The sequence below is a fragment of the Streptomyces sp. NPDC007983 genome (assembly GCF_042958345.1).
GTDB lineage: Bacteria > Actinomycetota > Actinomycetes > Streptomycetales > Streptomycetaceae > Streptomyces.
This window is the reverse complement of the sequence record NZ_JBIBJI010000010.1, coordinates 44,278-69,740: the sequence shown is the minus strand read 5'-3', so window position 1 is coordinate 69,740 and position 25,463 is coordinate 44,278. Positions and strand designations below refer to the sequence as shown.

At 73.5% G+C, this 25,463-nt stretch carries 1 protein-coding gene; it reads left to right on the top strand.

Annotated features, from left to right (window positions below):
* The first annotated feature begins 4 nt into the window (after positions 1-4).
* A complete protein-coding gene (locus ACFZCY_RS28580) occupies positions 5-25,447 on the top strand; it encodes a type I polyketide synthase (RefSeq protein ID WP_391179332.1) in 25,443 nt (8,480 codons plus the stop codon).
* Positions 25,448-25,463: the final 16 nt, after the last annotated feature.

Below are 25,463 nucleotides of genomic sequence, written 5' to 3'. Positions count from 1 at the left end.
CACGATGACAACCCCCAACGAAAAGCTCGTTGACGCGCTGCGGGCCTCGCTGAAGGAAACCGAGCGGCTGCGCAAGCAGAACCAGCAGCTCACCGACGCATCCCGGGAACCGATCGCGATCGTCGGCATGAGCTGCCGATTCCCCGGCGGTGTCGGCAGCCCCGAAGAGCTGTGGCAGCTCGTCGCGGGCGGCCACGACGCCATCTCGGGGTTCCCCACCGACCGCGGCTGGAACATCGAGTCGCTCTACGACCCGGACCCCGAGCGCGAGGGCACGTTCTACGCACGCGGTGGCGGCTTCCTCTACGACGCGGACCAGTTCGACCCCGGGTTCTTCGGCATCTCGCCGCGTGAGGCGCTGGCCATGGACCCGCAGCAGCGGCTGCTGCTGGAGACGTCATGGGAGGCGTTCGAGCGGGCGGGCATCGACCCGGCGGCGCTGCGCGGCTCCCGCACCGGCGTGTTCGTCGGCGCGTCCACGCAGGCGTACGGGGCGGGTGAATACGACCTGCCGGAGGGTGTCGAGGGCCATCTGCTCACCGGCACCGCCTCCAGCGTCGCGTCCGGGCGGCTCTCGTACGCCTTCGGCCTCGAGGGCCCGGCCGCCACCATCGACACCGCGTGCTCGTCCTCCTCGGTCGCGCTGCACCTGGCGGTCCAGGCGCTGCGGCAGAGCGAGTGCTCGCTCGCGCTGGCGGCGGGCGCGACCGTGCTCGCGTCGCCCGATGTGTTCGTGGAGTTCAGCCGTCAGCGCGGCCTGTCCGCCGACGGCCGCTGCAAGTCCTTCGCGGCGTCGGCGGACGGCACCGGCTGGTCCGAGGGCGTTGCGGTGCTGCTGGTCGAGCGGCTGTCGGACGCGGTCCGCAACGGCCACCAGGTGCTTGCGGTCGTGCGTGGTTCGGCGGTCAACCAGGACGGTGCGAGCAATGGCCTGACGGCGCCGAACGGCCCGTCGCAGCGCCGTGTCATCCGCCAGGCCCTGGAGAACGCCCGCCTCAGCCCGGCCGACGTGGACGCGGTCGAAGCACACGGCACGGGTACGACCCTGGGCGACCCGATCGAGGCACAGGCCCTGATCGCCACCTACGGCCAGGAGCGGCCGGAGGGGCGGCCGCTGTGGCTCGGCTCGCTGAAGTCGAACATCGGTCACACCCAGAACGTCGCCGGAATCGGCGGCGTCATCAAGATGGTCATGGCGATGCGGCACGGTGTACTGCCGCAGACCCTGCACGTGGATGAGCCGACGCCGCACGTCGACTGGTCGGCGGGGGACGTGTCGCTGCTCACGGAGGCGCGGCAGTGGCCGGAGACCGACGGCCGCCCGCGGCGCGCGGGCGTCTCGTCGTTCGGCGTCAGCGGCACCAACGTCCACACCATCATCGAGCAGGCGCCCGAGCCGGAAGAAGCCAAGGCCCCCTCGGCGCCCGCCGTGACCCCCGCCGTGCTGCCGTGGGTCCTGTCCGGACGCGGCGCCGCCGCCCTGCGCGCCCAGGCCGAGCGCCTGGCCGCGCACGTGCGGGACCACCCCGATCTGCGGCCGCTCGACCTCGCCCACGCGCTCGCGACCACCCGGTCGGCCTTCGACCACCGCGCGGTGCTCGTCGCGGCCGACGGCGACGGCTTCCGGGCCGGACTCGACGCCCTGGCGGGCGCCGGGGACGCCCCGGGGCTGGTGCAGGGTTCGCCGGTGCCGGGCAAGGTGGCGTTCCTGTTCACGGGGCAGGGGAGCCAGCGGCTGGGTATGGGGCGTGAGCTGTATGACGCCTATCCGGTGTTCGCGGAGGCGCTGGATGCGGTGTGTGCGGAGCTGGATCGGCATCTTGAGCGGCCGTTGAAGTCGGTGCTGTTCGGGGATGACGCGGCGGTGCTGGATCAGACGGGGTTCACTCAGCCTGCGTTGTTCGCGGTTGAGGTGGCGTTGTTCCGGCTGGTGGAGGCGTGGGGTGTGAGGCCGGACTTCCTGTCCGGGCACTCCATTGGTGAGTTGGCTGCGGCGCATGTGGCGGGTGTGTTGTCGCTGGCGGATGCCGCCGAGTTGGTGGCGGCGCGTGGGCGGTTGATGCAGGAGCTTCCGGCCGGTGGCGCGATGGTCGCGGTGCAGGCGTCGGAGGACGAGGTGGCGCCGCTGCTGACCGGGCGTGTTTCGATCGCCGCTGTCAACGGGCCGACGTCCGTGGTCATCGCGGGCGACGAGGATGCGGCTCTGGAGATCGCGGCGGGCTTTGAGGCGCAGGGTCGTAAGACCAAGCGGCTCACCGTCAGCCACGCCTTCCACTCACCGCGTATGGACGGGATGCTGAACGCGTTCCGCGAGGTCGCCGAGGGGCTGTCGTACGAGGCCCCGACGATCCCCATCGTGTCCAACCTGACCGGTGCCGTGGTGTCCGCCGAGGAGATCACGACCGCCGATTTCTGGGTGCGGCATGTCCGTGAGGCCGTGCGGTTCCTCGATGGTGTGCGGGTGTTGGAGGCCAAGGGTGTCTCGACGTTCATCGAGCTGGGTCCGGATGGTGTGCTCTCTGCGATGGGGCAGGAGTGTGTCTCCGGTGAGGAGGCGGCGTTCATCTCCGTCTGCCGCAAGGAGCGCTCCGAGGCGGAGTCGCTGACGACGGCTGTCGCGCGGGCGTTTGTGCGTGGTGTGGGTGTGGACTGGGCTGGTTTCTTTGCGGGGACTGGTGCTGGTCGGGTGGATTTGCCGACGTATGCGTTTGAGCATGAGCGGTTCTGGTTGGAGCCGGGTGCGGCGTCGGTGGGTGATGTGGCGTCGGTGGGGTTGGAGCCGGTGGGGCATCCGTTGTTGGGTGCGGCGGTGTCGTTGGCGGAGTCGGATGGGTTGTTGTTCACGGGTCGGCTGGGTGTGGATTCGCATCCGTGGCTGGCCGATCATGTGGTGCGTGGTGCGGTGGTGGTGCCGGGTACGGCGTTTGTTGAGCTGGCGGTGCGGGCCGGTGACCAGGCCGGTTGTGACCATCTCGATGAGCTGACCCTGCACGCCCCCCTCGTCCTGCCCGCGCGTGGCGGGGTCCGGCTTCAGGTCACCGTCGGCACCCCGGACGAGGCCGGACGGCGTTCCCTCACCGTCTCCTCTCGTGCGGAGGACGCCGCCCCCGACGCGGCGTGGCTGCGGAACGCCAGCGGTGTGCTCGCCCCCGGCGCCCCGAGTCCGTCGTTCGAGCTGGCCGAGTGGCCGCCGACCGCCGCCGAGGCGATCGAGACCGAAGCGGTCTACGGCCGGCTGGCCGAGGCAGGCCTGCGGCACGGCCCGCTGTTCCAGGGGCTCAACGCCGCCTGGCGGCGCGGTGACGAGCTGTTCGCCGAGGTCCGGCTGCCGGAGGACGCGGACCCCGGTGCCGAACGGTTTGCCGTACACCCGGCGCTGCTGGACGCCGCACTGCACACCCTGTACGACCACGGGGACGCCGCGCAGCCGGCCGTGGAATGGCAGGGCGTCTCCCTGTACGCGGAGGGCGCGTCCGCGCTGCGCGTACGGATCGGGCCGGCCGAAGCCGACACCGTGACCGTGGCGGTGGCCGACGCCGAAGGCGAGCCTGTCGCCACCATCGACGCACTGCGCTGCCGCCCGCTCCCCGAAGACCTCGGCAGCGACGCGAACGACCAGTGGCAGAACCTGTTCCGCCTGGACTGGGTTGCCCCGCAGGCAGCCCAAGCCACGCAGGCCGCCGGGGCCGGGCCGGACGCCGCCGCCCGCCGCGTCGTCCTCGGCGACGACCCGTTCGGGCTGGTCACGGGCGGCGTGGCCGCCACCTCCGTACCGGATCTGGCGGCGCTGGGCGACATCACCGCGCCGGAACTGGTGCTCGCCTCCTTCGCCCCCATATCGCAAGGCGACCCGGACGAGGACATGGCCGCAGCGGCGCACCGGGAGGCGCAGCGCGCGCTGGCCCTGGTACAGGGCTGGCTGGCCGACGACCGGTTCGAGGACGCGCGGCTCGTGGTGGTCACCCGGGGCGCGATGGCCGCCGGGCCGGAGGAGAGCGTCACCGACCTGGCGCACGCCCCGCTGTGGGGTCTGGTGCGCTCCGCCGAGACCGAGAACCCGGGTCGTTTCGTCCTTGTGGACCTCGACGAAACCTCCACGGCCGCCCTGCCCGACGCCCTGGCCACCGGGGAGCCGGAGCTGGCCGTCCGCGCGGACCGCGCCCTCGCGCCCCGCCTGGCCCGCGCGTCGGCGGAGGACCGTACGGACACCGTCGCCCCGGCGTTCGACGCCGATGGCACCGTCCTGATCACCGGCGGCACCGGCGCCCTGGGCCGCCTGCTCGCCCGCCACCTGGTCGCCGATCACGGCGTACGCCACCTGCTGCTCACCAGCAGGCGCGGCGCGGACGCCGACGGCGCCGTCGAGCTGGCCGCCGAACTCCGCGAGCAGGGCGCCGAGATCACCCTCGCCGCCTGCGACGCCGCGGACCGCGACGCCCTCGCCGCGACCCTGGCCGCCATTCCGGCCGAGCACCCGCTCACGGCCGTCGTGCACACCGCCGGTGTGCTGGACGACGGCACGGCCGCCGCCCTGAGGCCCGAGCAACTGGACCGCGTGCTGCGCCCCAAGGTGGACGCGGCGTGGAACCTGCACGAGCTGACGCGTGGCCGCGCCCTCTCCGCGTTCGTCCTGTTCTCCGCCATCGCGGGCACGCTGGGCGGCGCGGGCCAGGCCAACTACGCAGCGGCGAATGTCTTCCTCGACGCGCTCGCCGCACACCGCCACGCCACCGGTCTGCCCGCCACCTCGCTGGTGTGGGGCCTGTGGGCCCAGTCCGGTGGCATCACCGGCGATCTGACCGAGACCGATCTGCTGCGGCTCGCCCGCAGCGGCATGGGCGCGCTGTCCGACGAGGAGGGCATGGCGCTGTTCGACACCGCCTGCCGCACCGGCCGGACCACGCTGATCCCGGCCCGTCTCGACCTCGCGGCGCTGCGTTCCGCCGCCGGTTCGGGGCCGGTTCCGGCCCTGCTGCGCGGGCTGATCCGTACGACCGGACGGCGGACCGCTGCGGGTGCGCTCGCCGCCTCCGGCTCGTCCCTGGCCCAGCGGCTGCGCGCGCTCTCCGCGAGCGAGCGCCGCCGGACCCTGCTGGACCTCGTGCGCACCCATGTGGCCTTGGCCCTCGGCCACGCGTCCGCCGACGCCATCGAGGCGCGCCGGGCCTTCAAGGAGCTGGGCTTCGACTCGCTCACCGCCGTCGAACTGCGCAACCGGCTCTCCGGCGCCACCGGGCTCAAGCTGCCCACCACGATCGTCTTCGACTACCCCAACCCCGCCGTCCTCGCGGACCATCTGCGCCGCGAACTCCTCGGCCCGGACGCCGACGAGGACAACCAGGTGGAGGCGGCGGAAGCATCCCCCGCCGCCTCCCTCGCCGACGACCCGATCGCCATCGTCGCCATGGGTTGCCGCTACCCCGGTGACGTGCGCTCGCCCGAGGACCTGTGGCAGCTCGTGGCCACGGACGCGGACGCGATCACCGGCTTCCCCGTCAACCGCAACTGGGAGTCCCAGTGGGCGGACGAGGACGCCGACGCGACGCCGTCCGACTACGCCCGCAGCGGTGGCTTCCTGCATGACGCGGACCTCTTCGACGCGGCCTTCTTCGGCATCTCGCCGCGTGAGGCGCTCGCCATGGACCCGCAGCAGCGGCTGCTGCTGGAAACCTCCTGGGAGGTGTTCGAGCGGGCCGGGATCGACCCGGACGCGCTTCGGGGCCGTTCGGTCGGCGTGTTCGTCGGCGCGGCCTACAGCGGCTACGACGCGGGCCTCGAACAGGCCGGTGCGGAGGTCGCGGGCCATGTGATGACGGGCAACGCGGGCAGCGTCATGTCCGGCCGCATCGCCTACGCCCTCGGCCTCGAAGGCCCCGCCGTCACCGTCGACACCGCCTGCTCGTCCTCCCTGGTCGCACTGCACTGGGCCATCCAGGCGCTGCGGCAGGGCGAATGCACCATGGCCCTCGCGGGCGGTGTCACGGTGATGACGACGCCGGGTCACTTCACCGAGTTCGGCCGCCAGGGCGGCCTCGCGGCGGACGGCCGCTGCAAGGCGTTCGCCTCCGGCGCGGACGGCACGGGCTGGGGCGAGGGCGTCGGCATGCTGCTCGTCGAGCGGCTGTCGGACGCCCGGAAGAACGGCCACCAAGTGCTGGCCGTCGTACGGAGCTCGGCCGTCAACCAGGACGGCGCGTCGAACGGTCTGACGGCGCCGAACGGCCCGTCGCAGCAGCGGGTGATCCGGCAGGCGCTGGCCGGTGCGGGGCTGTCCGCCGCCGAGGTGGACGCCGTTGAGGCGCACGGTACGGGGACGACGCTGGGCGACCCGATCGAGGCGCAGGCGCTGCTCGCCACGTACGGCCAGGACCGCGACGCGGACCTGCCCCTGTGGCTCGGCTCCGTCAAGTCCAACATCGGCCACGCCCAGGCGGCGGCCGGTGTCGCCGGAATCATCAAGATGGTCATGGCCATCCGTCATGGCCTGCTGCCGCGCACGCTGCACGTGGACGAGCCGTCGCCGCACGTCGACTGGACGGACGGCGCGGTGTCGCTGCTGACTCAGCAGCAGACGTGGCCGGAGACCGGCCGCCCGCGCCGGGCGGGCGTGTCCTCGTTCGGCATCAGCGGCACCAACGCGCACACCATCATCGAGCAGGCCCCGGTCGTCGTCGACGAGACGCGGCCGGCCGAGCGGCACGGGACCGGTGTGCTGCCGTACGCGCTGTCCGCGCAGGGCACCGACGCCCTGCGGGCCCAGGCCGAGCGGCTGTACGCCCACCTCACGGCGCACCCCGCCCTCGAACCGGCCGATGTCGCCCACACCCTGGCCACCGGCCGCGCCGTGCTGGACCAGCGCGCGGTGCTGGTCGCCGATGGCCGCGACGAACTGCTGCGCGGGCTCGACGCGCTGGCCCGGGGCGAGTCCGCGCCGGGGCTCATCGAAGGTACGGCCGCCGAGGGCGACGTGGCGTTCCTGTTCACGGGGCAGGGTAGCCAGCGGCTCGGGATGGGGCGTGAGCTGTACGACGCCTATCCGGTGTTCGCTGAGGCGCTGGATGCGGTGTGCGATGCGCTGGACCCGTACCTTGAACGGCCATTGAAGACGGTGCTGTTCGGGGACGACGCCTCGGTGCTGGACCAGACTGGCTTCACTCAGCCTGCGTTGTTCGCGGTTGAGGTGGCGCTGTTCCGGCTGGTCGAGGCGTGGGGTCTGCGTCCCGATTTCCTCTCGGGGCATTCGATCGGTGAGCTGGCCGCCGCGCATGTGGCGGAGGTGCTCTCGCTCGCGGATGCGGCGAAGTTGGTGGCGGCGCGTGGGCGGTTGATGCAGGAGCTTCCGGCCGGTGGCGCGATGATCGCCGTCCAGGCCGCCGAGGATGAGGTGCTGCCGCTGCTCACCGAGCGCGTCAGCATCGCCGCCCTCAACGGTCCGATGGCAGTGGTCATCGCGGGCGATGAGGATGCCGCCGTCGAGATCGCGGCTTCGTTCGAGGCGCAGGGTCGTAAGACGAAGCGGCTCACGGTCAGCCACGCCTTCCATTCGCCGCGTATGGACGGGATGCTGGACGCGTTCCGTGAGGTGGCCGAGGGGCTTTCGTACGAGGCTCCGCGCATCCCGATGGTGTCGAATCTGACCGGGGACGTCGTCTCCGACGAGGAGATCACCAGCCCGGACTTCTGGGTGCGTCACGTCCGGGAGGCGGTCCGCTTCCTCGACGGTGTCCGGACCCTCGAAGCGCAGGGCGTCACCACCTTCATCGAGCTGGGCCCGGACGGTGTCCTCACCGCCATGGCCCAGGAGAGCGCCACCGGCGCCGACGCGGCGTTCGTGGCCGCGCTCCGCAAGGGCCGCCCCGAGGCGGAGGCCCTGACCGCCGCTGTCGGCCGGCTGCACGTCCGTGGCGTGGCGCCGGACTGGGCGGCGTACTTCGCCGGGACCGGTGCGTCCCGCGTGGACCTGCCCACGTACGCCTTCCAGCACCGTCGTTACTGGCCCGAGGCGCCGGTGTCGGGCCTCGTCGCCGCCGCCGGTGTCGACGGCTGGCGGTACCAGGTGTCGTGGAAGCCGCTCTCGCTGGGTTCCGCGTCCCGCATGTCCGGTGTCTGGCTCGTTGTCGCTCCCGCCGGGCAGGCCGACGCGTGGACGGCCGGTGTCGTCCGTACGCTCACCGAGCGCGGAGCCGAGGTGCGGCAGCTCGCGCTGGTGGCCGAGGACCGCGCGGGCATCGCCGAGCAGCTGCGCACGGTGGCCGACGGTGGCGCCGTCGCCGGTGTGCTCTCGCTGCTGGCCACCGGGGACGCCGACGCCCTGCTGCCCACGGCCGCGCTCGTGCAGGCGCTCGGCGACGCCGCGATCGAGGCGCCGCTGTGGTGCGCGACGCGGGGCGCGGTGTCGACGGGGCGTCAGGGCGAGGTCGTGGACCCGGCCCGGGCGCGGGTCTGGGGTCTGGGCCGGGTCGCGGCCCTGGAGCTGCCCGACCGCTGGGGCGGTCTGGTCGACCTCCCCGAGACCCCGAACGACCGGGTGCTGGCGCGGCTCGCGGCGGTGCTGGCCGGGGCCGGGGAAGAGGACCAGATCGCCGTCCGCGCCTCCGGCGTCTTCGGCCGCAGGCTCGCGCACGCCCCCGCACGGCAGGTGCCGGAGTCCGAGAGCTGGAACGCTCGGGGCACGGTGCTGGTGACGGGCGGCACGGGCGCACTGGGCGCCCAGGTGGCCCGCTGGCTGATCGACAACGGCGCCGAGCACGTGGTGCTCACCAGCCGCCGTGGCCCCGACGCGCCGGGCGCGGCCGAGCTGCGCGACGAACTCGCCGCGTCGGGCGCCCGCGTGACCGTGGCCGCGTGCGATGTGGCCGACCGGGAGGCCCTGGCCGGGCTGCTGGCCGGGCTGCCCGCCGAGTTGCCGCTGACGGCCGTGGTGCACGCGGCCGGTGTGCTGGACGACGGCGTACTGGAGTCGCTGACCCCCGAGCGCATCAGCGGTGTGCTGCGGGCGAAGGCCGACGCCGCGCTCGCACTGGACGAGCTGACGCGCGACCTGGACCTGTCCGCGTTCGTGCTGTTCTCCTCGACCAGCGGCACCGTGGGCGCCGCGGGCCAGGCCAACTACGCCGCCGCGAACGCCTACCTCGACGCGCTCGCCGAGCGGCGCCGCGCCGAGGGTCTGCCCGCCACGTCGATCGCCTGGGGCCCGTGGGCCGCGGGTGGCATGGCCGCCGACGAGGCGCTGGAGCAGCGCATGCGCCGCGCCGGTATGCCGCCGATGGACGCCGACCTCGCGCTCGGCGCACTGCGGCGCGCCCTCGACCTGGGCGACACGGCCGTGACGGTCGCGGACGTCGACTGGGACCGGTTCGCGCCGGGCTTCACGGCCGGGCGGCCCAGTCCGCTGCTGGCCGACCTGCCGGAGGTGCGGCACGCGGCCGTCATCGGAGGCAGGGAGAACGTGGCCGTCGAGACGGCCTCCGCGCTGGCTCAGCGGCTCCTCGGTCTGCCGGAGGCGGAGCGCCACCGGGCACTGCTGGATCTCGTACGCACCCATGTGGCGGACGTGCTCGGCCACGCCGATGTGTCCGACATCAGTGCCGAACGGGCCTTCCGCGACATCGGTTTCGACTCGCTCACCGCCGTCGAACTGCGCAACGGTCTGAACGCCGCGACCGATCTGCGGCTCCCCGCCACCCTCGTCTACGACTACCCGACGCCGATCGCCCTCGCCGACCACCTGTTCACCGAGCTGCTCGGCGCACCGGCCGCGGCCACCGTCACCGCCACCGGCGGCGCGCTGGTGGCGGGCGCGGCGGCCGACGACGACCCGATCGCGATCGTCGCGATGAGCTGCCGCTTCCCGGGCGGTGTGCGCACCCCCGAGGAGCTGTGGCAGCTGCTCGCGTCCGGTACGGACGTGATCTCGGGCATGCCCACCGACCGCGGCTGGGACCTGGCCTCGCTCTACAACCCGGACCCGGACGTCGAGGGCACCTCGTACGCCCGCGAGGGTGGCTTCCTGCACGACGCCGCCGACTTCGACCCGGCGTTCTTCGGCATCTCGCCGAGGGAAGCCCTCGCGATGGACCCGCAGCAGCGGCTGCTGCTGGAGACGTCGTGGGAGGCGTTCGAGCGGGCGGGCATCGACCCGGCCACGCTGCGCGGCTCCACGGCCGGTGTCTTCGTCGGCACCAACGGCCAGGACTATCTGTCGCTGCTGCTGGGCGACTCGCAGGGCCTCGAAGGCCACATGGGCACGGGCAACGCGGCGAGCGTCATCTCGGGCCGACTCGCCTACACCTTCGGTCTCGAAGGCCCGGCCGTCACCATCGACACCGCCTGCTCGTCCTCGCTCGTCGCCCTCCACTCGGCGATCCAGGCGCTGCGCGGCGGTGAATGCTCGCTCGCGCTGGCCGGTGGTGTGACCGTGATGTCCACCCCCGGTGTGTTCGTCGACTTCAGCCGTCAGCGCGGGCTCGCCGAGGACGGCCGCATCAAGGCCTTCGCGGCCGGGGCCGACGGCACCGGCTGGGGTGAGGGCGTCGGCATGCTGCTCGTGGAGCGGCTGTCGGACGCGCGCCGCAACGGCCACCCGGTGCTCGCGCTCGTACGCGGCACAGCGGTCAACCAGGACGGTGCGAGCAACGGCCTGACGGCGCCGAACGGTCCGTCGCAGCAGCGTGTCATCCGGCAGGCGCTGGCGGGCGCCGGTCTGTCGGCCGCCGAGGTGGACGCGGTCGAGGCGCACGGTACGGGCACCCGGCTGGGTGACCCGATCGAGGCGCAGGCACTGCTCGCCACGTACGGCCGGGACCGCGACGCGGACCGGCCCCTGCTGCTCGGCTCCATCAAGTCCAACCTCGGCCACACCCAGGCAGCGGCCGGTGTCGCCGGTGTGATGAAGATGGTCCTCGCCATGCGGCACGGAGTGCTGCCGCGGACCCTGCACGTGGACGAGCCGACGCCGCACGTCGACTGGTCGGCGGGCGAGATCGCGCTGCTGACGGAGGCGCGGGAGTGGCCGCAGACCGGGCACCCGCGTCGCGCGGGTGTGTCGTCCTTCGGCTTCAGCGGGACCAACGCACACGCGGTGCTGGAAGAGGCCCCGGCCGTCCCCGCCCTTGAGCCTGCCGAGACCGAGACCGAGGCCGAAGCCGGGACCGAGACCGAGACCGAGGCCGGCCAGGACGCGGCCCTGCCGGTGCTCCTCTCGGCCCGGACCACGGAGGGGCTGCGCGCCCAGGCCGAGCAGCTGCACGCCTACCTGACCGCGCGCACCGAGGTACGGACGGCCGACCTCGGCTACTCGCTGGCCGTCGGCCGCTCGTCCTTCGAGGAGCGGGCGGCACTGGTCGCCGACGACCGGACCGGGCTGCTGTCCGACCTGGAAGCGCTGGCCGAGGGCCGTACGGCGGCCGGACTCATCGCGGGCTCGGTGGCCGGTGGCCGGGTGGCGTTCCTGTTCACGGGGCAGGGCAGCCAGCGGCTCGGCATGGGCCGTGAGCTGTACTTCGCCCATCCGGCCTTCGCGGAGGCGCTGGATGAGGTGTGCGATGAGCTGGACCAGCATCTTGAACGGCCGCTGAAGACGGTGCTGTTCGGCGACGACGCCTCGGTGCTGGACCAGACGGGGTTCACTCAGCCTGCGTTGTTCGCGGTCGAGGTGGCGCTGTTCCGGCTGGTCGAGGCGTGGGGTCTGCGTGCGGACTTCCTCTCTGGGCACTCCATCGGTGAGCTGGCCGCCGCGCATGTGGCGGGGGTTCTCTCGCTTGCGGATGCCGCGAAGTTGGTGGCGGCGCGTGGGCGGTTGATGCAGGAGCTTCCGGCCGGTGGTGCGATGGTCGCGGTGCAGGCGTCGGAGGACGAGGTGGCGCCGCTGCTGACCGAGCGGGTGAGTATTGCCGCGCTGAATGGCCCGTCGTCGGTGGTGATCTCGGGTGATGAGGACGCTGCTGTCGAGATTGCGGCTTCGTTCGAGGCGCAGGGTCGTAAGACGAAGCGGCTCACGGTCAGCCATGCGTTCCATTCGCCGCGTATGGACGGGATGCTGGACGTGTTCCGTGCGGTGGCCGAGGGGCTGTCGTACGAGGCTCCGCGCATTCCGATCGTGTCGAATCTGACCGGGGATGTCGTCTCCGCGCAGGAGATCACCAGCCCGGAGTTCTGGGTGCGGCATGTCCGTGAGGCCGTGCGGTTCCTCGATGGTGTGCGGGTGTTGGAGGCCAAGGGTGTCTCGACGTTCATCGAGCTGGGTCCGGACGGTGTCCTCACCGCCATGGCCCAGGAGTGCGTGACCGGTGACGACGCCGCCTTCGTATCCGCCCTCCGCAAGGACCGGCCCGAGGCCGAGGCGCTGACGGCCGCCATCGCGCGGGCGCACGTCCGTGGCGTGGCGGTGGACTGGGCGGCCTACTACGCCCACACCCATGCCACGGCCATCGACCCCGCCGAGTTGCCGACGTACCCCTTCCAGCGGCAGCGCTACTGGCCGAAGGTCTCGTCGCTGTTCCTCGGCGACGTGGCCGCGGTGGGTCTGGGCGAGGCCGAGCACCCGCTGCTCGGCGCGAGCGCCGAACTGCCCAGTGCGGACGGGGTGTTGTTCACCGGCCGCCTGGCGCTGTCGACGCACCCGTGGCTCGCCGACCACACGATCATGGACACCGTGCTGCTGCCGGGTACCGCCTTCGTGGAGCTGGCGGTCCGCGCCGGTGACCACGTCGGCTGTGACGTGCTGGAGGAGCTGACCCTCGAAGCGCCGCTGGTCCTGCCTGCGGAGGGCGGCGTACAGCTGCGGCTGTGGGTCGGCGCGGCCGACGACACGGCCCGTCGCCCGCTGGAACTGCACTCGCGCGCCGAGAGCGCGTCGGCCGAGGAGCCGTGGACCCGGCACGCGGCCGGTGTGCTGGCGTCCGGTGGCCCGGCGGAGGCGTCGTTCGAGCTGAGCGCCTGGCCTCCGGCGGACGCGGCCGAGGTGGAGGTCGGCGACCGTTACGCCGACCTGCGTGATGTCGGATTCGCGTACGGGCCCTCGTTCCAGGGGCTGCGCAGGGCGTGGCGGCGCGGCGGCGAGGTGTTCGCCGAAGTGGCGCTGGACGAGGGGGCGGCCGAGGACGCCGCCGCGTTTGCCCTGCACCCTGCGCTGCTGGACTCCGCCCTGCACGCGCTCGGCCTCGCCGGGCTCGGCGGCACCGAGACCGAGGGGCGGCTGCCGTTCGCGTGGACCGGGACGTCGCTGTACGCGAGCGGCGCGGCCGGCCTGCGCGTACGGATGGCCGCTGCGAGCGGCGACGGCGTACGGCTGGAGATCGCGGACACGACAGGTGCGCCGGTCGCGGCCGTGGAGTCGCTGGTGCTGCGCCCGGTTTCGGCCGAGCAGTTGCGGAGCGCGCGTACGGCGTACCACGAGTCGCTGTACCGCGTGGAGTGGACGACGGCCGCCCCTGCGGATGTGGCCGACGGCCGCTGGGCAGTGCTGGGCGCGGACGGGTTCGGGCTGGGCGCCAAGGCGTACCCGGACCTGGCCACGCTGGGCGAGGCTGTCGATTCCGGAACGCCACTGCCGGAGTACGTAGTGGTGTCCTTGGCATCCGACGGCGCGGTACTTGAAGGCCCGGGTGCGGTATCTCCAGCCCGTCCGGCGTTTGAGGACACGCCCGAAGGGCGTCCGGAGCCGCACCCGGACGGTGCGGCACTTGCAGCCCGTCCGGCGTTTGAGGACCGGGGCCTTGGGGCGGAGCCCCAAGTTGCGGGAAGGGGCGGGCTAGGGGAAAACCCCACCCAAGCCGCACACGGCGCCATCACCCAAGCCCTCCACCTCCTCCAGACCTGGCTGGCCGACGACCGTTTCGCGAACTCCCGTCTCGTCCTGCTGACCTCGGGGGCCGTGGCCACCGAGGCCGGTGAGCCGGTGGCGGACCTGGCGGGCGCCGCCGTACGCGGTCTGCTGCGCTCCGCGCAGGCCGAGAACCCGGACCGCTTCTTCCTGATCGACCTCGACGGCGATGAGGACTCGCGGGCCGCGCTGCCCGCCGCCCTCGCGAGCGGCGAGGCCGAGGTCGCGGTGCGGCAGGGCGTCGTCAAGACGCCACGGCTGGCGCGCGCGGCGTCCACCGCCGACGGCGCGGCCCCGGAGTGGAACCCGGACGGGACGGTGCTGGTGACCGGTGCGTCCGGTTCGCTGGGCGGCCTGTTCGCCCGCCATCTGGTGGCGGAGCGTGGCGTACGGCATCTGCTGCTGGTGAGCCGCCGTGGCGATCAGGCGCCGGGTGCCGTCGAACTAGGCGCTGAGCTGCGCGAGTTGGGTGCTCAGGTGCGCTGGGCGGCCTGCGATGTGGCCGACCGGGACGCGCTCGCCGCGACCCTCGCCGCCGTCCCCGCCGAACACCCCCTGACGGCCGTGGTGCACACGGCGGGCGTCCTGGACGACGGTGTGATCGGCTCGCTGACGCCCGAGCGCATCGACCACGTCCTGCGCCCGAAGGCGGACGCGGCGTGGAACCTGCACGAGCTGACTCGCGAGCTGGACCTGTCCGCGTTCGTGCTCTTCTCCTCGGCCGCTGGTGTCTTCGGCGGTCCAGGGCAGGGCAACTACGCCGCCGCCAACGTCTTCCTGGATGCGCTCGCCCAGCACCGTACGGCCAAGGGTCTGCCCGCCACCTCGCTGGCGTGGGGCCTGTGGGCCGGTGGCGGCATGGGCGACACCCTGGACGAGGCCGACATCACCCGGATGCGACGGGCCGGAGTGCCCCCGCTGCCGGTGGCGGAAGGACTGCGGCTCTTCGACGCCGCGCTGACCGTCGACGAGGCATCGCTGGTGCCGATGCGGCTGGACCTGACGGCGCTGCGCAACCAGCCCGCCATCTCGCCGCTGCTGCGCGGCCTGGTGCGCATCCCGGTGCGGCGCGCGGTGGACGCGGTCGCGGCCGGGGGCGATGCGGGGCCGGCCGGTCGGCTGGCGGGGTTGAGCGTGGCGGAGCAGGAACGGCTGCTGCTGGACCTGGTCCGTGCGCAGGTGGCGACCGTGCTCGGCTACGCGGGTGCGGACACCATTGGCACCGGGCGGGCGTTCAAGGATCTGGGCTTCGACTCGTTGACGGCGGTTGAGCTGCGTAATCAGCTCAATTCCGTGACCGGTCTGCGGCTGCCCGCGACGCTCATCTTCGACTACCCGGACCCGCAGGTCCTGGCCCGCCATCTGCGGACCGAGCTGGTGGGCGAGGACACGGCGGAGGTGCACACGCCGGTGCCGATGGCGGCCGCCGCCACCGACGACGATCCGATCGTCATCGTCGGCATGAGCTGCCGCTACCCCGGCGGGGTCACCACCCCCGAGGAGCTGTGGCAGCTCGTCACGGGCGCCACCGACGCCATCTCCCCGTTCCCCGCCGACCGTGGCTGGGACCTCGACGCGCTCTACAGCGACGACCCCGACCAGGTGGGCACCAGCTACACCCGCGAGGGCGGCTTCCTGCACGACGCGGCCGAGTTCGACCCGGACTTCTTCGGCATCAACCCGCGCGAGGCCCTGGCGATGGACCCGCAGCAGCGGCTGCTGCTGGAGACGTCCTGGGAGGCGTTCGAGCGGGCGGGCATCGACCCGTCGTCGGTACGCGGCAGCCGGACCGGTGTGTTCGCGGGCGTCATGTACCACGACTACCTGACGCGGCTGACCGCCGTCCCCGAGGGGCTTGAGGGCTACCTCGGCACGGGTGGCGCGGGCAGCATCGCGTCGGGCCGGGTCGCGTACACCTTCGGCCTGGAGGGCCCGGCGGTCACCATCGACACGGCGTGCTCGTCGTCGCTGGTGGCGCTGCACCTGGCCGCGCAGGCGCTGCGCAACGGCGAGTGCTCGCTCGCGCTGGCCGGTGGTGTCACCGTCATGGCCACCCCGGACACGTTCGTCGACTTCAGCCGCCAGCAGGGCCTGTCCAGCGATGGCCGCTGCAAGTCGTTCGCCGCGTCGGCGGACGGCACGGGCTGGGCCGAGGGCGCGGGCATGCTGCTCGTCGAGCGGCTGTCGGACGCCCGGAAGAACGGCCACCAGGTGCTGGCGGTCGTACGCGGTTCCGCCATCAACCAGGACGGCGCGTCGAACGGTCTGACGGCGCCGAACGGCCCGTCCCAGCAGCGCGTCATCCGCGAAGCGCTCAGCAGCGCACGGCTCACCACCGCCGACGTCGACGTGGTGGAGGCGCACGGTACCGGTACGACGCTGGGCGACCCGATCGAGGCGCAGGCGCTGCTCGCCACGTACGGCCGCGAACGGCCGGAGGGGCAGCCGCTGTGGCTCGGCTCCCTCAAGTCGAACATCGGCCACACGCAGGCCGCCGCCGGTGTCGCGGGCATCATCAAGATGATCATGGCGATGCGCCACGGGGTGCTGCCGCAGACGCTGCACGTGGACGAGCCCACCCCGCACGTCGACTGGGCGTCGGGCGACCTCGAGCTGCTGGCCGACGCCCGGCCCTGGCCGGAACTCGGCCGACCGCGCCGGGCGGCCGTGTCGTCGTTCGGCGTGAGCGGGACGAACGCGCACACCATCCTGGAGCAGCCCCCGGCTCCGGTCCCGGCCCCGGCCCCCGCCCCGCAGACTCCCGGTGTGGAGCTGCCGACGGTGCCGTGGGTGCTCTCGGGCAAGACCGAGGCCGCCCTGCGCGGCCAGGCCGAACGGCTCCTGGCCCACCTCGGCACCCACCCCGACTTGGACGCCACGGACGTCGGCTACGCGCTGGCGACCGGCAGGGCGGCCCTGGACCACCGCGCCGTGGTGGTCGGCGAGGACCGCGCCGGGCTGGTGACGGCCCTGGAGGCGCTGGCGCGCGGCGAGTCCGCCGCTGGGCTGGTCGAGGGCTCGGTGGCGAGCGGCAAGGTGGCGTTCCTGTTCACGGGTCAGGGCAGCCAGCGGCTGGAGATGGGCCGTGAGCTGTACGGCGCGTACCCGGTGTTCGCGGAGGCGCTGGACACGGTGTGCGATGCGCTGGACCAGCACCTTGAGCAGCCGCTCAAGACGGTGCTGTTCGGGGATGACGCCTCGGTGCTCGACCAGACGGCGTTTACTCAGCCTGCGCTGTTCGCGGTTGAGGTGGCGCTGTTCCGGCTGGTGGAGGCGTGGGGTCTGCGTGCGGACTTCCTGTCCGGGCACTCCATTGGTGAGTTGGCTGCTGCCCATGTGGCGGGTGTGTTGTCGCTCGCGGACGCGGCGAAGTTGGTGGCGGCGCGTGGGCGTTTGATGCAGGAGCTGCCTGCCGGTGGCGCGATGATCGCCGTCCAGGCCGCCGAGGACGAGGTGCTGCCGCTGCTCACCGAGCGCGTCAGCATCGCCGCCCTCAACGGTCCGATGTCCGTGGTCGTCGCGGGTGATGAGGATGCGGCTCTGGAGATCGCCGCCGGTTTCGAGGCGCAGGGTCGTAAGACCAAGCGGCTCACCGTCAGCCACGCCTTCCACTCGCCGCGCATGGACGGGATGCTGGACGCGTTCCGTGAGGTGGCGCAGGGGCTGTCGTACGAGGCGCCTCGCATCCCGATCGTCTCCGACCTGACCGGTGCCGTGGTGTCCGCTGAGGAGATCACGACTGCCGACTTCTGGGTGCGCCACGTCCGCGAGGCGGTCCGCTTCCTCGACGGTGTGCGCACCCTGGAGGCTCAGGGCGTTACGACGTACGTCGAGCTGGGCCCGGACGGTGTGCTCACCGCCATGGCCCAGGAGTGCGTGACCGGCGATGACGACACCACCGCCTTCGTCCCGGCCCTGCGCAAGGGCCGTACCGAGCCGGAGTCGCTGACCGGTGCGCTGGCCGCGCTGCACACCCGGGGCGTCGCCCCGGACTGGCGGGCCTTCTTCGCCGGTACGGGCGCCGCGCAGGTCGAACTGCCGACGTACGCCTTCCAGCGGCAGCGCTTCTGGGTGGAGAACCCGGAGGAGGTGCGCGAGGCGGTGGCGGCCATGGATTCCGTGGACGCCCGGTTCTGGGAGGCCGTGGAGCGCGAGGACGTGGCGGCGCTCGCCGGGGCGCTGCAGTCGGAGGACGCGGACGAGCTGTCCTCGCTGAGCGCCGTCCTGCCGATGCTGTCGTCGTGGCGGCGCAGGCAGAGCGAGCTGTCGACCGTCGACGCGTGGCGCTACCAGGTGACGTGGAAGCCGGTGACCGCCCGTGGCGCGGGGACGCTGAGCGGCCGGTGGCTGGTCGTCACACCCGCCGCACCCGCCGCACCCGCCGACGGAACAACCGACGCGTGGGCCGAGGGGATCGTACGGACGCTGTCCGCGCGTGGCGCCGAGGCCCGGCGGGTCGAGCTGGCCGCCGAGGACCGCGCGGGCATGGCCGAGGAGCTGCGCGAGACGGTCGCGGAGAAAGGTCCGGTGGCGGGTGTGTTCGCGCTGCCGTCCGTCGCCGCGGGCGCCGATGGCTTGCTCCGTACGGCCGCCCTGACGCAGGCGCTGGTCGACCTGAGCGTGGACGCGCCGCTGTGGGTCGCCACGCGCGGCGCGGTCTCCACCGGCCGGTCCGACGGTCTGGTGGACGCGTGGCAGGCGCGGGTGTGGGGCCTGGGGCGGGTTGCCGCCCTGGAGCTTCCCGAGCAGTGGGGCGGTCTCGTCGATCTGCCGGAGACGGTGGACGACCGGGCGCTGTCCCGTCTGGTGAATGTGCTCGCCGGGGGCGGCGGCGAGGACCAGGTGGCGGTGCGCGCCTCCGGTGCCTTCGGCCGCCGCCTGACCCGCGCCGCCGTGTCCTCGCGCGGCCGCACCTGGCAGCCGGGCGCGGGATCCGTGCTGGTCACCGGCGGTACGGGTGCGCTGGGCGCGCACGTGGCCCGTTGGCTGGCCGACAACGGCGCGCAGCATGTGGTGCTCACGAGCCGCCGTGGCCTCGACGCGCCCGGCGCGGCCGAGCTGCGGGACGAACTCGCCGCCTCCGGGGCCCGGATCACGGTCGCGGCCTGCGACGCCGCCGACCGTGACGCGCTGGCCGCCCTGGTGGCCGGGCTTCCGGCCGAGCTGCCGCTGACGGCCGTCATCCACGCGGCCGGAGTGCTGGACGACGGCGTACTGGAGTCGCTGACCCCCGAGCGTTTCGCCACCGTGCTGCGCGCGAAGGCCGACGCCGCCGCCAATCTGCACGAGGTGACGCGGGACCTGGACCTCACGGCGTTCGTCCTCTTCTCCTCGTTCGCCGGTTCCATGGGCGCCGCGGGCCAGGCCAACTACGCCGCCGCGAACGCCTTCCTGGACGCGCTGGCCGAGCGGCGCCGGGCCGAGGGCCTGCCCGCCACCTCCGTGGCGTGGGGCCCGTGGGCCGAGGGCGGCATGGCCGCGGACGACGCGCTGGAGCAGCGCATGCGCCGCGCCGGTGTGCCGCCGATGGCGGCCGACCTGGCCGTCGCCGCGCTGCAGCGGGCCCTGGACCTGGACGAGACGGCCGTGATGGTCGCGGACATCGACTGGGAGCGGCTGGCCCCCGGCTTCGCCGCGTCCCGGCCGAGCCCGCTGCTGCGGGATCTGCCCGAGGCCCGTACGGCGCTGGAGGCCGAGGCCGGGCAGACGGCCCGTACGGCGGCCGGTGGCGGCGGCGCGGACGAGTCGTCGCTCGCGCAGCGGCTCGCGGGCGTTCCGGCGGCGGAGCGCGAACGCGTCCTGCTGGACCTGGTGCGTTCCGCCGTGGCGGACGTACTCGGCCACGCCGACGCGGAGGCGGTGGAGGCGAGCCGGGCGTTCAGCGAGCTGGGCTTCGACTCGCTGACCGCCGTCGAACTGCGCAACCGGCTGAACACCGTGACCGGGCTGCGGCTGCCGCCCACCCTGGTCTACGACTACCCGACGGCCTCGGCGCTCGCCGGCCACCTCCGTACGGAGTTCCTGGGCGACGAGGCCGCCACCACGGCCTCGACCGTGGACGTGGCCGTGGCCGCCGACGACGATCCGATCGCGATCGTGGGCATGAGCTGCCGCTTCCCGGGCGGGGTGGACTCGCCCGAGGAGCTGTGGCGGCTGCTGTCCTCCGGGCAGGACGCGGTGACGGACTTCCCGGCCGACCGTGGCTGGGACGTCGAGTCGCTGTACGACCCGGAGCCCGGCGCGGAGAACACCACCTACGTCCGCGAGGGCGGATTCCTGGCGGACGCCGGGGACTTCGACGCGGCGTTCTTCGGGATCTCGCCGCGTGAGGCGATGGCGATGGACCCGCAGCAGCGGCTGCTGCTGGAGACCTCCTGGGAGGCGTTCGAGCGGGCGGGCATCGACCCGACGACGCTGCGCGGCCGGCAGGTCGGCGTGTTCGCCGGTACCAACGGCCAGGACTACATGTCCCTCGTCCTCCACTCGCACGACGGCGGCGACGGGTTCATGGGGACGGGCAACGCGGCCAGTGTGATGTCCGGTCGGGTGTCGTACGCGCTGGGTCTTGAGGGTCCGGCGGTGACGGTGGACACGGCGTGCTCGTCGTCGCTGGTGGCGTTGCACTGGGCGATTCAGGCGTTGCGGGCGGGTGAGTGCTCGTTGGCGCTGGCCGGTGGTGTGACGGTGATGTCGACGCCGGGTTCGTTCGTGGACTTCAGTCGTCAGCGTGGGCTGGCGGCGGATGGCCGTATCAAGGCGTTCGCGGCCGGTGCGGATGGCACCGGTTGGGGTGAGGGCGTGGGCATGCTGCTGGTGGAGCGGCTGTCGGACGCGCGGCGCAACGGGCACACCGTGCTGGCGACCGTGCGTGGCAGCGCGATCAACCAGGATGGCGCGTCGAACGGCCTGACGGCGCCGAACGGTCCGTCGCAGCAGCGGGTGATCCGCCAGGCGCTGGCCGGTGCCGGTCTCTCCGCGTCCGAGGTGGACGCGGTCGAGGCCCATGGCACCGGTACGACGCTGGGCGACCCGATCGAGGCGCAGGCGCTGCTCGCCACGTACGGCCGGGACCGCGACGCGGACCGGCCCCTGCTGCTCGGCTCCATCAAGTCCAACATCGGCCACACCCAGGCGGCCGCCGGTGTGGCGGGCGTGATGAAGATGGTGCTGGCGCTGCAGCACGGTGTGCTGCCGCAGACGCTGCACGTGGACGAGCCGACGCCGCACGTCGACTGGTCCGCCGGTGAGCTGGAGCTGCTGACCGAGGCGCGGAAGTGGCCGGAGACCGGCCGTCCGCGCCGGGCCGCCGTGTCGGCGTTCGGCATCAGCGGTACGAACGCGCACACCGTGCTGGAGCAGGCCCCGGTCCCGGCCCCGGCCCTGGAGGAGACACCTGCCACCGATGTGGCGGAGCTGCCGACCGTGCCGTGGGTGCTGTCCGGCAAGTCCCGGGCCGCCGTGCGCGGTCAGGCCGAACGGCTGCTGGCCCACCTCGGCGGCGACCCCGCATCGGACGCCACCGACGTGCCCCACACCGATGTAGCTTTCTCGCTGGCCACGACCCGCACCGCCATGGACCACCGGGCCGTGCTCACCGCGGACGGCGCCGACGGGCTGCTGGCCGGTCTCGCGGCGCTGGCGCGTGGCGAGTCCGAGGTGCCGGGCGTGGTCGAGGGCTCGGTGGCGAGCGGCAAGGTGGCGTTCCTGTTCACGGGCCAGGGCAGCCAGCGGCTGGGGATGGGCCGTGAGCTGTACGAGGCGTACCCGGTGTTCGCGGAGGCGCTGGACGAGGTATGCGATGCGCTGGATGCGCACCTGGAACGGCCGCTGAAGTCGGTGCTGTTCGGGGATGACGCCTCGGTGCTGGACCGGACCGCTTTCACCCAGCCTGCGTTGTTCGCGGTTGAGGTGGCGCTGTTCCGGCTGGTCGAGGCGTGGGGTCTGCGCCCGGACTTCCTGTCCGGGCACTCCATCGGTGAGCTGGTCGCCGCGCATGTGTCTGGCGTGCTCTCGCTCGCGGACGCCGCGAAGTTGGTGGCGGCGCGTGGGCGTCTGATGCAGGAGCTGCCCGCCGGTGGCGCGATGATCGCCGTCCAGGCCGCCGAGGACGAGGTGTTGCCGCTGCTCACCGAGCGCGTCAGCATCGCCGCCCTCAACGGGCCCACCTCCGTGGTCATCGCGGGCGACGAGGACGCCGCCGTGCAGATCGCGGCGTTCTTCGAGGCGCAGGGTCGTAAGACCAAGCGGCTCACGGTGAGCCATGCGTTCCACTCGCCGCGCATGGACGGGATGCTGGAGGCGTTCCGTGAGGTGGCGCAGGGGCTGTCGTACGAGGCGCCTCGCATTCCGATCGTGTCGAACCTGACCGGCGAGCTGGTCTCCGCCGAAGACATCACCAGCCCGGACTTCTGGGTGCGCCACGTCCGCGAAGCCGTCCGCTTCCTCGATGGCGTACGCACCCTCCAAGCCCAGGGCGTCACCACCTACGTCGAGCTGGGCCCGGACGGTGTGCTCACCGCCATGGCACAGGACTGCGTGACCGGTGACGACATCGCCTTCGCCGCGACCTGCCGCAAGGACCGTCCCGAGGCCGAGACGCTGACGACGGCCCTCGCGCGGGCGCACGTCCGTGGCGTGGCGGTGGACTGGGAGGCGTTCTTCGCCGGTACGGGCGCGCGGAAGGTCGGCCTGCCGACGTACGCGTTCCAGCGCAGCCGCTACTGGGTCGACGCGCTGCTCACCCTGGACGAGGTGGCCTCGGCCGGGCTCGGCTCGGCCGGTCACCCGCTGCTGGGTGCGGCGGTGGAGCTGCCCGACGCGGACGCGTTCCTCTTCTCCGGGCGCCTTGCGCTCTCCTCGCACTCCTGGCTGGCGGACCACACGGTCGCCGATACGGCCGTGCTGCCGGGCTCCGCGTTCGTGGAGCTGGCGGTGCGCGCCGGGGACCATGTGGGCTGTGCGCTGCTGGAGGAGCTGGCTCTCGAGGAGCCGCTGATCCTGCCGGAGCGCGGCGGGGTTCAGCTGCGGGTGTCGGTCGGTGAGCCCGACGGCGAGGGCCGCCGCCCGCTGGCGGTGTACTCGCGCCCGGAGGGTGCGGAGGCCGGCCGGCCGTGGACGCGGCACGCCGGTGGCGTCCTCGCGTCCGCCGGGGCCCGGGCGCCCGCCGCTGCCGACGAGTTCGCCGTATGGCCGCCCGCCGGCGCGGAGCCGGTGGACACCGGCGCGCTGTACGCGGGCATGGCCCGCGCCGGGCTGCTGCACGGTCCGGCGTTCCAGAGCCTGCGCCACGTCTGGCGGCGTGGCGAGGAGCTGTACGCGGAGGTCCGTATCGGCGAGGCGCAGCAGGCGGACGCCGCCCGCTTCGCGCTGCATCCGGCCCTGCTGGACGGTGCGCTCCAGCCGCTGGGGCTCGGCGTGGACGGTGCCGCGGTGGCGGCCTCGTGGCGGGGGCTGAGCCTGTACGGGGCGGGCGCCGAGGCGCTGCGCGTCAGCCTCAAGCCGGCCGCGGACGGCACGGTGTCGCTGGTGGCGGCCGATGAGGCGGGTGCGCTCGTCGCGTCGGTGGACGCGCTGGCCGTCGAGCCGCTGGACGCGGACCGGATCGCCGGAGCGGCGGCGACTTCCGGGCGGCGGGACACGCTGTTCCGGGTCGACTGGGCCCCGGTGACGGCGCCTTCGGAAGCGGCTTCGGCGGGCTTCGCCGTGGTCGGCGGCGACGACCTCAAGCTGAGCGTGGGCCTCGACGCGGCCGGGCACACCGCCACGGTCCACGACGATCTGGCGGCGCTGGGATTGGCCGTCGCGGTGGACGGGACGGCGCCGGACACGGTGCTCGTGCCCTTCCTGCCCGAGCCCGGCACCGACGGCGGTGACGGCCTTGCCGCGGACGTACACGCGGCCACCCACCGGGCCCTGGGCCTGGTGCAGGAGTGGCTGAACGGCGGCAGGCCCGGCAGCGCCCGGCTGGTGCTGGTCACGCGCGGCGCGGTCGCCGCGGCCGGGGACACCGAGGTCGCGGACCTGGTGAACGCGCCCGTGTGGGGGCTGCTGCGGTCCGCGCAGACGGAGAACCCGGGCCAGTTCGTGCTGCTCGACGTCGACGGCGAGGTGTCGTACCCGGCGATCGCCGCCGCGCTGGACTCGGGCGAGCCCGAACTCGCGCTGCGCGCGGGGACGGCGTACGCACCGAGGCTGGCCCGGGTCGAGGCCCCGGCCGCCGAGCCGGTACGCGACACCCTCGACCCCGGGGGGACCGTCCTGATCACCGGCGCCACCGGTGGTCTGGGCAGGCTGGTCGCCCGCCATCTGGCCACCGCGCACGGCGTCCGCCATCTGCTGCTGACCAGCCGGAGCGGCCCCGCCGCCGAGGGCATGGCCGAACTGACCGCCGAGCTGGCCCAGTTGGGCGCCGAGGCCGCCGTCGTCGCGTGCGACGCGGCCGACCGGGAGGCGCTGGTCGGGCTGCTGGCCGGGATTCCGGCGGACCGTCCGCTGACGGCCGTGGTGCACACCGCGGGCGTCCTCGACGACGGTGTGATCGACATGCTGACGCCGGAGCGGGTGGACCGCGTCCTGCGGCCGAAGGTCGACGCGGCGGTCAATCTGCACGAGCTGACCCGCGATCTGGACCTGTCCGCGTTCGTGCTCTTCTCGGCCGCGGCCGGCACGATCGGCGGCGCGGGCCAGGGCGGTTACGCGGCGGCGAACGTGTTCCTCGACGCGCTCGCCGGACACCGCCGCGCCACCGGCCGCACCGCGCGGTCCCTCGTGTGGGGCATGTGGGCCGAGGAGCGGGGCATGGGCGGCCGGATCGGCGAGGCCGACCTGAAGCGGGCGGCGCGCGGCGGTGTGCTGCCGCTGTCCGCCGAGGAGGGCCTGGCCCTGTTCGACGCGGCCCGCACCGTGCCCGACGAGGCGGTGCTGGTGCCCGTACGGCTGGACCTGGCGGCGCTGCGCGGCGCCGCCTCCGCCGGGGAGCTGCTGCCGCTCTACCGCGGCCTGGTGCGCACCCCGGTGCGCCGTGCCGGCGACAGCGGCGGCCCGGCCGTGTCCGAAACGGCGGAAGGGGCGGACACCCTGGCGCAGCAGCTGGCGCGGCAGTCGGAGGCCCAGCAGGAGCGGACCGTGCTCGACCTGGTGCGCCGCCAGGTGGCCGCCGTCCTGGGCTACGCGTCGAAGGACCAGGTGGGCGCCGAGCAGGCGTTCAAGGAGCTGGGCTTCGACTCGCTGACGGCCGTGGAACTGCGGAACCGGCTGAACGCGGCCACCGGGCTGAAGCTGACGGCGACGCTGGTGTACGACTACCCGACGCCGGTGGCGCTCGCCCGGCAGCTCCGCCACGAGGTGGCGCCGGAGGCCGCGGACAGCGGAATGTCCGTACTGGAGGAGCTGGAGCGGTTGGAGAACAGCCTGTCCTCGCTGGCGCCGGAGGAGCTGGCGGTGGTCGCGGCGGACGAGGCCGCGCACGCGAACGTCACGGTGCGCCTGCAGACGCTGCTGGCGAAGTGGCACGACGTGCGTCGCACCGCGGACGACGACGGGGCGGACGCCGAGGCGGACGCGTTCGAAGAGGTCAGCGATGACGAACTCTTCGACTTCATCGACAAGAGGTTCGGCAACGGCTGAGCGCGAACGGCACCCA

Bases quoted from the DNA above. Each gene is read 5' to 3' on its own strand.
- ACFZCY_RS28580 (WP_391179332.1), top strand. From the start codon at position 5: ATGACAACCCCCAACGAAAAGCTCGTTGACGCGCTGCGGGCCTCGCTG.